Origin of the sequence: Orenia marismortui DSM 5156 (genome assembly GCF_000379025.1) — a bacterium.
GTDB classification, from domain to species: Bacteria; Bacillota; Halanaerobiia; order Halobacteroidales; family Halobacteroidaceae; genus Orenia; species Orenia marismortui.
The window spans coordinates 1-13,106 of the sequence record NZ_KB900619.1 but is presented as its reverse complement, the minus strand read 5'-3'; the positions used below and the strand labels follow the sequence as shown (position 1 = coordinate 13,106).

Annotated in this window: 12 protein-coding genes; all 12 read left to right on the top strand. The window is 28.1% G+C overall.

The annotated features are described in order from the left end of the window. Window positions 1-135 precede the first annotated feature (135 nt). The 12 genes from OREMA_RS0108395 to OREMA_RS0108345 all read left to right on the top strand — a co-directional run bounded on the left by OREMA_RS0108395 (window position 136) and on the right by OREMA_RS0108345 (window position 12,844). Window positions 136-2,280: an AIPR family protein gene (locus OREMA_RS0108395; protein ID WP_018248825.1), complete on the top strand. Its 2,145-nt coding sequence runs from the start codon at window positions 136-138 to the stop codon at window positions 2,278-2,280. A gap of 976 nt (window positions 2,281-3,256) precedes the next feature. Beyond that, entirely contained in the window at window positions 3,257-4,150 is an 894-nt protein-coding gene (locus tag OREMA_RS0108390) for a hypothetical protein (RefSeq protein WP_018248824.1), read from the top strand. Between the two features lie 183 nt (window positions 4,151-4,333). Continuing rightward, on the top strand, window positions 4,334-5,728 hold the full coding sequence (locus tag OREMA_RS17465) for a KAP family P-loop NTPase fold protein (protein ID WP_051076774.1): 1,395 nt from the start codon (window positions 4,334-4,336) through the stop codon (window positions 5,726-5,728). Beyond that, a complete protein-coding gene (locus OREMA_RS17460) occupies window positions 5,725-6,246 on the top strand; it encodes a hypothetical protein (protein WP_040657371.1) in 522 nt (173 codons plus the stop codon). The genes OREMA_RS17465 and OREMA_RS17460 overlap by 4 nt, the downstream gene beginning before the upstream one ends. 1 nt (window position 6,247) lies before the next feature. Next, complete coding sequence (locus OREMA_RS0108380; protein ID WP_018248823.1) at window positions 6,248-6,517, top strand: hypothetical protein; 270 nt, start codon at window positions 6,248-6,250, stop codon at window positions 6,515-6,517. Continuing rightward, complete coding sequence (qatB, locus tag OREMA_RS0108375) at window positions 6,465-7,055, top strand: Qat anti-phage system associated protein QatB (protein ID WP_018248822.1); 591 nt, start codon at window positions 6,465-6,467, stop codon at window positions 7,053-7,055. Before OREMA_RS0108380 ends, qatB begins: the two co-directional genes overlap by 53 nt. Next, window positions 7,052-8,398: a Qat anti-phage system QueC-like protein QatC gene (gene qatC, locus OREMA_RS17455; protein ID WP_018248821.1), complete on the top strand. Its 1,347-nt coding sequence runs from the start codon at window positions 7,052-7,054 to the stop codon at window positions 8,396-8,398. The genes qatB and qatC overlap by 4 nt, the downstream gene beginning before the upstream one ends. Continuing rightward, window positions 8,391-9,137 carry a Qat anti-phage system TatD family nuclease QatD gene (gene qatD, locus OREMA_RS0108365; protein WP_018248820.1) on the top strand — a complete coding sequence of 249 codons (747 nt, stop codon included), beginning with the start codon at window positions 8,391-8,393 and terminating at the stop codon, window positions 9,135-9,137. Before qatC ends, qatD begins: the two co-directional genes overlap by 8 nt. Window positions 9,138-9,445: 308 nt before the next feature. Then, window positions 9,446-10,531: a Fic family protein gene (locus OREMA_RS0108360; protein WP_018248819.1), complete on the top strand. Its 1,086-nt coding sequence runs from the start codon at window positions 9,446-9,448 to the stop codon at window positions 10,529-10,531. A gap of 187 nt (window positions 10,532-10,718) precedes the next feature. After that, window positions 10,719-11,369, top strand: coding sequence for a DNA alkylation repair protein (locus tag OREMA_RS0108355; protein WP_018248818.1), 651 nt, complete (start codon window positions 10,719-10,721; stop codon window positions 11,367-11,369). Then, window positions 11,362-11,712: a VOC family protein gene (locus tag OREMA_RS0108350; protein WP_018248817.1), complete on the top strand. Its 351-nt coding sequence runs from the start codon at window positions 11,362-11,364 to the stop codon at window positions 11,710-11,712. The genes OREMA_RS0108355 and OREMA_RS0108350 overlap by 8 nt, the downstream gene beginning before the upstream one ends. 508 nt (window positions 11,713-12,220) lie before the next feature. Continuing rightward, a complete protein-coding gene (locus OREMA_RS0108345; protein WP_018248816.1) occupies window positions 12,221-12,844 on the top strand; it encodes a LysE family translocator in 624 nt (207 codons plus the stop codon). Window positions 12,845-13,106 lie beyond the last annotated feature (262 nt).

Genomic DNA, 13,106 nt, shown 5'->3' with positions numbered 1-13,106 from the left:
TTTTGATCAGAGGTGAAGGTGGCGAGGACTTATGTTAGATATAGATTGATGTGAGGGATAGGTGCGTCTATGAGATGTCGCGAAACTCTGGGACGTTAGACGACATTATACTTAATTTTGTGGGAGGAGATAAATATGATTAAAGAATTAATAGATAATGAAATTAAATCGTTTATAGAATTAAATAATCTTAAGTTAAAGGACTTTTCAACAGAATTTGAATATTTTTCAGCTAAAAATGTATTAAAAGGAAATAATTTTACTATTAATGATTTAGCAAATGGTATTGTAGATGGAGGAGGAGATGAAGGGATAGATTCAATCTATTGTATTATTGATGAAGATATTTTAGATCAATCTAATTCTTCTTTTGATGATATATATAGTTTATTGAATAAGAGTTCTATAGTAAGAGTTATTATAATTCAATCTAAAGCAGAGACTGGTTTTAAAGAAAAAGTAGTAAATGGAATAAAAAGGGGTATCGAATGTATATTTGATAAAGATTTTGATTTATCAAATGAAAAGTTTAAAAAACAAGCAAAAATGATACGAAATTTATATTTTGCTCACAATAAGAAGGGTTGCAAGGAAAAAATTACATTAGAAATGTATTATTGCACAAAAGCAAATAACAAAGATAATGCTTTAAATAATGATAGAGTTGTGAGAGAAAAAAATAATGTTTGTAAATATGTAGAAAATCAATATATGAAACCTAAATTTGAATTTTTGGGATGTAATGAATTGCTAGACATATGTAAGAAACCGGTTAAGTATAGAAAAACTTTAAAAAATTTAAAGAAATTTGATTATCCTAAGAGGAAAGATAATATAGTAGAAGGATGTATTTGCTTAGTTAATGTAAAAGAATATTTAGAATTTATTACAGATGATAATAAGGTGATTGAAGATAAAATTTTTGAAGAAAATATAAGAGATTACCAAGGGAATTCAAAAGATGTTAATAAGGCAATTATTCAAACAATTAGAACTGATTGTGAAAAATTTTGGTGTATGAATAATGGAATTACTATAATTGCATACGATGTAGATCCACTTGAAAATGAAGTTAGTATGTCTAATTATCAAATTGTAAACGGATGTCAAACCTCTTACGCTATTTATGAAACTTTAAAGGAAATTGATGAAGAAGAATTGGACAAGCTTGATTTTGAATTAGTTGTTAAAATTATTGAAATAAAAAAAGATGAAGAAGGTAATTGGGATGAAGATCTTGTGTTGAATATAATAAAATCTACAAATTCTCAAATTGAAATTAAAGATTTTGCCTTTGAATCTAATAGACCTATTCACAAAAGAATTGAGCAATATTTCAAAATGCTTGAAAAACCACTATATTATGAAAGAAAACCTCAATTTTATGAAAGAAGAGGATATGCGAAATCTCGTATATTAAATCCTAAAGAATTATTTAAAGCTTATTATAGTATTTATTACAAAGAAGCATCTGTTGTAAGAAATAATGTAAGTATGTATTTTGAAAAAAACAAAGATAAAGTTTTTAATACCAACATCAATTTAGAGTATTATGGAATATCATACATTATATACAATACAGTATCTAACAAATTAATTGAGTTGAAGGGTAATGAAAATTACGAATCAGATAAAATTATAAATTTCATAATAAATAATGGTTTATTACATATTAGCAGGGTCGTATTTTCATTATTAAATGGAGGAGATTTGAAACTTACTAATTTAAAAAGATCAGATGTTACTAAATGTGTAAATCCAAATGTCTATAATGAAATTTTTTCAGATAATCTTCAAATTGAAGATGTAATGGATGTAGCAATACAAATAATAAAGTCTGCAATTTTAGAAGTAAATAAAGATAAACAAGATTCTCTTGAAAGAATAATGAAAGTATCATTATTAGATGATACAATTACTAAAAAATTAGTAAAATATCATGAGGAAAAAACAGATACACAAATATCATTAGAATTACCTACAAAATATATACTTAGCCGTTTACAAAGACATGTGCGAAATTATGATGAAATATTTAAGAATATATCTAAGAATGGTGATAAAAGATATTATTTTAAAAACAGGTTAAATGATTATATTTATTTTTTAAATATGTATTCAAAACAACTAGCTCTTAATCTAAATGATTTAATAACTTTATTAAAAGATATAAGAGCAATTGTTAATGAAAATAATCGTGAATCACGTATAGATTGTGCAAAAGAGATTCTTAATACTAATGATACAATCAGAAAAAGATTACTAAAAGCAAACGTATAACATCGTCTAACAGCACCTTAGCGACATCCCAGTAGAGAGGATAGAAGAGAGTTGGGGCTGACTTATATCAGATTGTAGTTTGATTAGAGATTGGATTATTGACGGGGACGTCGCGAAGCTGCGGGACGTTATATGACAGAATCGGCTAAGTCTTGCATGAGCTTTGATCGATAAGATTTATCTTCTATCCTAAAAGAGGAAGATTGAAACATTTGAGCTTGGGTGAAATTTTTGATCTAATAACATGAACAGCCAGCCAAAAAGGTCTTTTTTTATTATTTGGGAAAGAAAATTATGCTATAAAAGTTATTTATTTAATTCATTTCGATAATCTTATAGGGATTACTTTTACAATTCATGAAATAATATAGTAAATCATTTTAGCTATAGGATATTATTGATTGGCTAGATTAGGAGCAGATAAGAGTTCTTATTTGTGAAATAATTCGCTTTAATTGAAATGATTTTGGTGCTTATATATAATTTGGCGTTGAAATGTAATATGGACTTGAATTTAGTCTGATGAATTTGAGGTGAGTGTAGTTTTGTAGTCTAAATTGAGCCAATCAATAATTTATATTTAAATAATATTAGTTTTCTAATATTTAATTGCTAATGGCAAGCTAGAGTTATCATTAAGTTTAGGAACATAGCTTTGGCTGGCTGGAGTCTCAATTGAAGAAGGAGTTTAATCGAAAATTAGAGGATAGAAGTAGTTAACTAATAAACTCTGACTATGAAATTTTATGATATATAGAGGTTTAAACGAGAAATCATGTAGATTATATTATGCCGATTCCATCACATAACAGCACCTTAGCAACATCCTAGTCATGAGCATCAATGAGAACAAGTGCTGACTTATGTTAGATATAGTGGTTATCTAGAGATTGAGAGTTTTATCGCGGACGTCGTGAAGCTGCGGGACGTTAGGCGACATTTAATCAAGAAAGTATATTTTAGGAGAGTGAATTTAATGGATTGGAATTGGTTTTTTAGTTCTATAGCACAATGTTCATCTGCAATAGTGGGTATATTTGGAGCATTTATAATTACAAAAGTTATAAATAGTCAAGCAGAATATAATAGTAGAGAAAATAAAATAGATAATTTTATTAATAAGTCATTATTTTTAAAAAACAAAGTAGAAGACAGATATTTTAGTTGGTACAACGAACGAAAGAGAGAAGAAAAATTAAAGAAAATAAGAAATAATATTAGAGATAGAAAAGAGATTTTAAGTTGTGAAGAATATTATATAAAGTATAATTTTTCAATATATGATGATAGAAATCAAATATTAAAAGATATTGAAAATATAATTAGGGAAACTACACCAGATAGTAATTATTACAATGCTGGCTATTCAGGTGCTTCAGTAGATGGAGGATCTCAACTTAATCAAAATATTATTGATGAAGAAGAAGCTATAAATAAATTAAAGGTAGAAATTATAGATCATACACGTTTACTAAAAGATTTTTTGATACAAATAAGAGGAGAATCAAAAAAATATAATTTACTTACCTATTCTATTATTAGTAATTTGATTTTATTTTTAATTGGGGTAATATATCCATTAAGTTTTTTACCAGTTGGAAATTCGTTTAGTTTAAGTTTTTCATTTGAGAATATGATCAATATTTTGTTTAGCATTAAAGGTTTTATGTTATTTATTGTAGGTTTTATTTTTTCAGCAATTATGATTGTTTTTTTAGTTATAAATATTAAATTAAATCTTAAAGTGGATTTTGATGAAGATAAAGTAAATAAAGTAGAAATTTATTCTGATATAAAAAATTATTCTCCATATTTAAAAAACCTAATAGATAATATGAATTTCATTGAAGAATATAGCCAAGCAGATTAAACGATCGCCTAACAGCAGATTAGCAACATCCCAATAGAGAGGGTAAATGAGAGTTGGGAATGACTTATGTAAGATTTAGAGTTTATCTGAGAATGGGAGCATTGATGGGGACGTCGCGAATCTGCGGGACGTTATACGCCATTTCAACATGATACTGTTTTAACATATTAAGGAGGGATATTAATGTGGCATGATAACAAAACTAATATTGATTTGCTTGATTTTGAACATCTTGTTGCTCCGATTACCCAGATAATACATAATAGAACTTTATTACCTTGTACAATTGGAGTATATGGAGATTGGGGAAGCGGTAAATCTAGCTTATTGAAAATGGTAGAAGAGGATTTAAAAGAAGATGAAGATGTTTTATGTATTTCTTTTAACGGTTGGTTGTTTGAAGATTATGATGATGCTAAATCAGCATTAATGGGAACTATTTTAGATGAAATTGAGAGTAAAAGAACTATTACAGAAAAGGGAAAAGATATTATTGGTCGTTTATTTAAACAAATTGATTGGATGAGATTTGCTGGAATGGCAACAAAACAAGCTATTTCTTTTGCTACAATGGGACCTGCTGGGTTAGCTCTAACTGGCTTATCAGATTTTTCTAATATTTTAGAAAAAACTAAAGATTTAGCTACAGAAAAAGCAAATAGTTTTGACGAGAAGCAAATAGCAGAAGTTATATCTAAATCTATGGGAGGAGGAAAAAGATTACGTAAAGGAATAAGAGAATTTCATTGTGACTTCGGTAAGTTATTAGAAGAAACAAAAATTAAAACATTAGTAGTTTTTATTGATGATTTGGATCGTTGTACTCCAGACACTATTATTGAAACTTTAGAAGCAATTAGATTATTTTTATTTGCAGAACAAACTGTTTTTGTAATAGGAGCTGATGAAAGACTAGTTAAATATGCTGTGAGACGTCGTTTTCCAGAAATACCTGGAGAAAGTGTAGATATAGGTAGAGAATATTTAGAAAAATTAATTCAATTTCCTATAAGAATACCTCAGCTTAGTCGGTTTGAGATTGAAACATATATTAATCTCTTGTTTACTAAGTTAAACTTGCAAGATCAAAAAGATCAGTTTGAAGATATTAGAAGTAAAGTTTTAGATAGAAAAAAAGAATCACTTTATGAAGTAGCATTCAATTATGGAGTAGCAAAAGAAATTACACCAGATTTTTATTCGGATTTAGAGGAATCTCTTATGCTTTCGGAACAAATTGCTCCTATTTTAGCCTCTGGTTTAAATGGTAACCCAAGGCAATGTAAACGATTTTTAAATACTTTATTAATGAGAATTGAGATGGCTAAAACTAGGGAAATTAATCTTGAAAAAAGAAAACTTGCCAAATTAATGATTTTAGAATATTTTAAACCCGAATGGTTTAAGGAGTTAGCAAATCTTCAATCAAATAATGAAGGTAGACCAGAAAAAATAAAAAAATTGGAAGAATTCTTACTTCAAAAAGAACATCCTAAGGATGAAGATAATGCTGAAGAACAGGATGAACCACTTGATATAGAAAAAAATATAATTCTTGGCTTTCTGATTCTTGGATGAAAGATTGGTTAAAATCTAAGCCGAACTTAACTGATATAGATTTAAGACCATATTTCTATTTTTCTAGAGATTCATTAGGAGTTATTTCAAGTGTTACTCAAAGAATGAGTCCAAAAGCCCAAGAGATTATAGGAAAACTTTTACATAAAAGTGATGCAGTATGTAATAGGGCTTTAGAAGAATCAAAAGAGATAAGCTCAATTGATGCTTCTGCAATATTTCAGACTCTTTCTCAAAGGGTACGACAAGAAGAGTATTTAGGAGGAGAGGATTCTGTATTAAATATTCTTTTTAGATTCTCTAAAACTAGAAAAGAACTAATTTCTCAAATGATAAGTTTATTAGAAAAATTACCTGAAAAAGCTTTGCCATCTTCCGTTGTAGTAAAAGTACAAGAATTAGTCAAAGATACTGAATTAAAATCATTAGGATATAATTTGATAGAACAATGGAGCCAAAGTAGAACAAATAAAGGATTGGCAACATTAGCAGGACAAAGATTAGAAAGGGGAGCTTAATATGGGAACTTCTAGTTCATTTGATGGTCTTACAAATGGTTCTCCATTATTACCACCATGGGCACAAGATGAAGTAATTGAAAACCCAGATGATAATGAAGAACAAGATGAAATACCAGAATCCTTGTCTGGTTCATGGCAGTCAGCTAAAAGCTTAATGACTAGATATGTAAATTCTTCGGGAGATACAGAGAAATTAAAACAATCAGCCCGTTCTTATGTACAAGCTAGAGGTGGAGCATGGGGCATCAAGGGCTGCTATTTCTGGTAAAACTGCAGCTTCTAATTTAGGTGATTTCTTTTCTGGGGTTATAAATCAAGGTATCGAAAGAACACTAGAGTCATATGGATTACATCATATTATTGGTGATTCAGTAGAGAATGTTTTTATGGCAATTGCAGAAAGTCTTAGTCCTAAAGGGGACAGTATTGAAAATAGTATTGCAAGGCAAGCAACAATTGATACATTAGCTTTTGTATATGATAAATATGAATTTGAAGATAATAATATAGAAAAATTTAACTCTATGAAAGAAGATGATATAAGAGAAGTTTTAGAATTATGTATAGAATCTTATATTTATGAGCGTTGGCTACAAGAATTAGGAATTCGTATAGAGAAAAATGCTATTTCAGAAAAACAAGCTATAAGGCTAGAAATGGATGTTAAAGATTTAGTAAAATCATCAATTTCCTTTGACTTTCAAGATTATGATTTATTAAATATTAACTTTAAAGATGGTGCAGGCAAAAGTATTATTGATAACATATATAAGCAAGCATATACACAATTAGAGGTGATAGAATGAAGTGGAATATTGTTTGTAGAGTAGGAAAAAATGATAATTATTTTCCTGAAAATATTGATAAGAAGAAAACATTAATTATTCCTTTAATGGGCAATGAATCTTCTGATAAGATACTTGAATATAATACATATAATATATTTAATAAATTATTTAATGATATGGGATGTTTTCCAGAAAACGAAGCGATAGATCTTTTAAATGCTTCATTTGCAGTATATACTGCTGATAAACTTATACTTAGAAAACTATCATATGATAATTGGACTAGACATTTGAGTGTTAGTTTACCTGTTATTAATATTGAACTTTGGAAAAATGCAAAAGAGACTTTAGAGGAAATGCTTTCATTCTTAAGTGGAGATAAGTGGGAGTTTAATTTTAGAGAAAGAAGAAAGACAGATATAGAGAAAGTTAATAAGTGTCTTTTTGAAGAAACGGTGAATAATGTATCTCTTTTTTCTGGTGGATTAGATTCTTTTATTGGGGTATCAGATTTATTAGAGAAAAATCAAGGAAAAATTGCACTTGTAAGTCATTATGGAACAGGTGGAGATGCAAGTATTGCTCAAAAACAAGTATTGAATGCATTGGAAACAGAATATTCTAAGGATAGGATAGTTCCTTTTGGATTTTATGTACAACCTATTAAATTAAATAGTAAAGATAAAAGTGAAGATAGTACTCGGAGTCGCTCATTTTTATTTTTAGCACATGGTATTGCTGTGGCTAATGCTTTTAATAAAAACACATCACTATATATACCAGAAAATGGACTCATTTCTTTAAATATTCCACTAACTTATTCTAGAAGAGGTAGTTTAAGTACCCGTACAACTCACCCTTATTATCTATTAAAGCTTGAGGAATTGCTTGGTAAATTAAATCTGACTAATAGTATAATTAATCCATATAGTTTTTATACAAAAGGTCAGATGATAATTAATGCCCAAAATCAAGATTTAATAAAAAAATCTATACATGATACCATGTCATGCTCTCACCCTAGTGCTGGTCGGTTTAAAAAAAATAGTCCTCATGAACATTGTGGATATTGTGTTCCATGTATAATAAGGAGAGCGTCAATGTATAGAGCAGGATTAGATGATTATAAAAAATATAGAATTGATGTACTAACTAATCCTCCTTCTGAATCAAAGAAATCAGGAAGAGATTATCGTGCTTTTTTAATGGCTATAGAAAGAAGAAAAATAGATAGTAACTTAAATTTCTTTAATATACTACGTTCTGGTCCAATTATGAAAGATCACCAAAAATATATTAATGTTTATGAAAATGGGATGGAAGAAGTGGAGAATTTTTTAAGGAGTAATAATAGTGAATAATACTGAATTATCATATTTAGATGCTCATTATCATTTAGACCTCTCTGATAATCCTAAAAGTATGGTTGATAAAATTGAAAAAAATAAAGTATATACTATAGCAATGACAAATGCACCATCTGTTTTTACACATACTCAGAAACTAGTATCAAATAAAAAGTTTGTTCGTGCTGCTATTGGATTACATCCACAATTAGCTATTTCTAAAAAACATGAACTTGATTTATTTAATTCATTATTACCTAAGACACGTTATGTAGGAGAGATAGGGTTAGATTATACTAAAAATTCTTTAGCTGATAGAGACATTCAAATTCAAGTTTTTAAAAACATTCTTGATGAATGTGCTAAATATGGTAATAAAGTATTAAGTGTCCATTCTAGAAATAGTGCTAAAGATGTCATAAATATAATAGGAAATGATTACCCAGGAAAAGTAATCTTACATTGGTACAGTGGTGGTATTACTGATTTAAAAACAGCAATAAATTTTGGTTTTTATTTTTCTGTTAATCATTCTATGATTTCTTCACAAAAGGGCAAAAAAATAATATCAAAAATACCAGTAGATAGGATTCTAACAGAAACAGATGGTCCTTTTATTAAAATTAATAAAAAACCAAGTTGTCCAACAGATATTGATATAGTTATTAAAAAATTAGCTATATTACTTGATAAAGATATTGTAGAATTAAAACGTATAATATTGAATAATTTAAAAAATCTACTTGAGGGATAGGTTACGATATAATGAAGATTTTATGTAGTTGAAACGGCGTATAACAGCAGATTAACAACATCCCAGTCTATGAGCATGAGCTAGGGCTGGGATGACTTACATAAGATTTAGTTTTAATCAGAGTTTAGGAGCATAAATTGGGACGTCGTGAATCTGCGGGACGTTATGTGACATATCATCTAAAGGTATAATACAATCTTTTTTTATTTTCAATAACGTATTTTTTGAAAACAATTGAACATAATAAGCATATGTATTATAATATTATATATAATCTGAAAATAATAAAGAGGAAGGTGATTTTTGATATGAAACCATTTAAGCCGCTTCAATTGCCGATAGAAGATCATATAAAACCTTTAGAATTTTACAATGAGTTAATTTCTGCTAATACAAATGTAGGTAAATTTCAGGTAATGTTAAAAAAGTCAAAGATAAATGAAGATTTTCTTATTACTCCTTTGAGTTTACAAGAAGCACTTCAGTCAACTAAGATTGAGGGTACACAAGTTACATTTGATGAAGTTCTAGAATTTGATATCGATAAGAAAGAAAAAAATGATGATGCTCAAGAAGTATTAAATTACTATGAAGCTTTACAGTATGGTAAACGGGCTTTATCGAGATTACCTATTTCAACTCGTATGTTTAAAGAGCTTCATCAAATATTATTGAGTGGTGGAGTGAGAGGTGAAAGTAGAGCACCAGGTGAATATCGTTCTATACAAAATTTTATAGGTCCAGAAGGATGTACTATAAAAACAGCAACTTTTGTACCACCAGAGCCACAATCAGTAAATTTATGTATGTCTAATTTAGAAAAATATATAAATGAACCTAAAGATAGTTTGCATCCTTTGGTTAGAATTGCAATTATTCATGCTCAATTTGAAACTATTCACCCTTTTTTAGATGGGAATGGCAGGATTGGCCGTATTTTAATTCCATTATATTTATATGATGTTGAGTTAATTGATTCTCCTAATTTATTTATAAGTGAAACGTTAGAAAAAGATAAGCACAAATATTATAGATTACTTAATGGAACAAGATCAGAAGATGGTTGGAATGAATGGATAAAGTTTTTCTTAGAGAGTGTAAATAAACAGGCATTGAAGAATATTAATATTGTTGATGAGATTGACAAGCTTTATGAACAAGATTTAGAGAAGACAATGAATTTAATTAATAGTACTAATGTAGTAGATTTAATCAAAAGTATGTTTCAAAGACCTATTTTTGATGTGAAAACAATAAGTGCATTAGCAGGAATTCCAGATTCTACTTGTAGAAGATATCTTTCTATTTTAGAAGAAGAGAGAATTATATATTCTGATAATAAGGTTAGAAATAGAAAATACTATTATTACAATTTACTTGATTTATTACGTTAGAGAAGTTCAAAAGCAGATGATACGTCAGATAACAGCACGTTAGCGACATCCCAACTTGTGAGAATAAATGAAAGTGGGGCTGACTTATGTGAGGATTAGAGGTTTGGCTAAAATTAGGTGCGTTGACCAGGAACGTCGCGAACCCCAGGAACGTTATGTGAAATTGCACTAAAGGAGGTTATTAGATATGGATAAGAAAGAAGATATGATTGAAGTTATAAATAGAGTAAAAAAAGTTAAACGTGGATTTAAAGGAATAGAAAAAGAATCTAAAGAGATAAGAAATTATTATGGAGTAAATGAATGTTTCGAGATTGCACAGGAATTATTTAAATATGATTCTTTTCAAGTCAGAATGCTTGCTACTTTTATTATGGGCTCGATTTCTTATGAATTAGAGAGTGCATTAGTTTTTTTAAAAGAAAGAGTTAGTTTAGATGAAAATTGGCGTGTCCAAGAGATATTAGCAAAAGCTTTTGATACATATTGTGAGAATATAGGATATAATAATTCATTACAAACGATAAAAGATTGGTTAAATAGTGATAATCCTAATGTAAGAAGAGCGGTGACTGAAGGTTTAAGAATTTGGACAAGTAGAGATTATTTTAAACAAAATCCACAAATTGCAGTAAATATACTCGGAAAGTTAAAGTCTGATAATAGTGAGTATGTTAGAAAATCAGTTGGTAATGCATTAAAAGACATAAGTAAAAAACATAAAGAGTTAGTTAAACAGGAAATTGAAACTTGGAATTTATCAAATGGGAAAATAAAACAAACTTATAAATTTGCAATTAAATATCTAGATTCAAAAAGGGGGATTAAAAATGAATAGTTATGATAATTTTTTCTTATCGGTTGATAATATAAATAAAGCTAGAGAATATTATCAAAATACATTAGATTTAGATATTAAATTTGATTTTTCAAAGCAAGGGATGTTAGCTTTTAAAGTAGGAGAGGAAGAACCAGCTATTATTTTAAAAGATAAAAATAAATTTCCAAATATAAAGCCAACAATATGGTTTGTAGTAGATAATGTAGAAGAAGAGTATAAAAAATTAAAAAGTAGAAATGTTAATTTTATATCAGAACCTTTTAAGATTAGAACTGGAATGGCAGTAGAATTTGAAGATCCTTTCGGAAATAGATTTGGTATTACGGATTATGAGGAATAAGAAAGTGTAGTGCAAGTGCAACTTCACATAACATGAGCTTAACGACATCTAATCTATTTAGCATAAATCAAAGTCGGGGATGACAGATGAAAGTTTTGTGTTTAAATTTAAATTATGAGCATTGATGAGACGTCGTGAAGCTCAGGGACGTTATGTGAAAGAGCAGGCTTAAATTTAATTTTTTCTAAATAAAGTTTTAAAAGTAAGGATAATTAATATATTAAAATACCTGAAAGATTAAGACTTTGTTAATTACAAATGAGAGTACAGTAAAAGTTGTTCGTTAAACCAGAAATTTTATTAAAACTAGGTATAAATATGGAATACTTTGATAACTAAAATGATTATCAAAAATTTAATTATTTTTCATTGGAAATATAATTAATGAAAGCAATCGAAGATATATATTAATGTATGTTAATTATAATCTTTTAGTTTAACTTTAATTTAAATTAAAGCAATTGTCACATGTTATATGGCAATATTTGCTTTATGAAAGGATGATAATATGGAATTAGAATTTTTGATTATGTTTTCTACTGGAGTATTTTTAGCATCAATTGTGCCTGGTCCAACTACAATATTAGCATTAAATAATGGTACTAAGTATGGTATGAGGAATGTAATAATTAGTGCTTTGGGTAATTTAATGGGAACTTGGATTCAAGCTATATTGTCTTTAACAGGTATAGGTATAGTTTTGGCAAAGTCAGAAATGATGTTTAACATTATTAAATATTTAGGGGTTTTATACTTGATTTATATTGGAATAAGATCTTTTTTTCAAAAAACTGATTTTATAATAAAAGAAAATAAGAAATTTAGAAATTCACATATTTCTTCTAGAAATTTATTTTTAGAAGCTCTTTTGGTTACTTTAGGTAATCCCAATGCAATAATATTTTTTCTAGCTCTATTTCCTCAATTTATAAAAATTGGAGAAAGTAGCTTAATTAAAATAATTATTTCATTTTTAATTTTATCTATTATAGCATTTTCATGCATGATGATTTACGGTTTAGTTGGAGAAAAAATTACAATTATATTTAATAGTAAAAGAAAAGTTAAGATATTCAATTTTATTGTTGGTAGTGTATTTATTATTTTAGGAATAATTATGGCTTTGAATTAGTAGTAAGTTATATTTAAGGTTTGTTAATAAATCCAGTCTGCTCCATCACATAACATGCAATTAACGACATGCTATTTGAGATGATAAATGAGAATCAGGAATAAATTATGTAAGGTTTAGGGTTTATCTAGATTGGGATCATTATCGGCACGTCGTGAATCGCAGGGACGTTATATGACAGAATCGGCTAAGTCTTGCATGAGCTTTGATCGATAAGATTTATCTTCTATCCTAAAAGAGGAAGATTGAAACATTTGAGCTT

What these genes read in the sequence shown, in the direction of transcription:
- OREMA_RS0108395 (WP_018248825.1), top strand. Translation starts at nt 136, where the DNA reads ATGATTAAAGAATTAATAGATAATGAAATTAAATCGTTTATAGAATTA.
- OREMA_RS0108390 (WP_018248824.1), top strand. Translation starts at nt 3,257, where the DNA reads ATGGATTGGAATTGGTTTTTTAGTTCTATAGCACAATGTTCATCTGCA.
- OREMA_RS17465 (WP_051076774.1), top strand. Translation starts at nt 4,334, where the DNA reads ATGTGGCATGATAACAAAACTAATATTGATTTGCTTGATTTTGAACAT.
- OREMA_RS17460 (WP_040657371.1), top strand. Translation starts at nt 5,725, where the DNA reads ATGAAAGATTGGTTAAAATCTAAGCCGAACTTAACTGATATAGATTTA.
- OREMA_RS0108380 (WP_018248823.1), top strand. Translation starts at nt 6,248, where the DNA reads ATGGGAACTTCTAGTTCATTTGATGGTCTTACAAATGGTTCTCCATTA.
- qatB (WP_018248822.1), top strand. Translation starts at nt 6,465, where the DNA reads ATGTACAAGCTAGAGGTGGAGCATGGGGCATCAAGGGCTGCTATTTCT.
- qatC (WP_018248821.1), top strand. Translation starts at nt 7,052, where the DNA reads ATGAAGTGGAATATTGTTTGTAGAGTAGGAAAAAATGATAATTATTTT.
- OREMA_RS0108360 (WP_018248819.1), top strand. Translation starts at nt 9,446, where the DNA reads ATGAAACCATTTAAGCCGCTTCAATTGCCGATAGAAGATCATATAAAA.
- OREMA_RS0108355 (WP_018248818.1), top strand. Translation starts at nt 10,719, where the DNA reads ATGGATAAGAAAGAAGATATGATTGAAGTTATAAATAGAGTAAAAAAA.
- OREMA_RS0108350 (WP_018248817.1), top strand. Translation starts at nt 11,362, where the DNA reads ATGAATAGTTATGATAATTTTTTCTTATCGGTTGATAATATAAATAAA.
- OREMA_RS0108345 (WP_018248816.1), top strand. Translation starts at nt 12,221, where the DNA reads ATGGAATTAGAATTTTTGATTATGTTTTCTACTGGAGTATTTTTAGCA.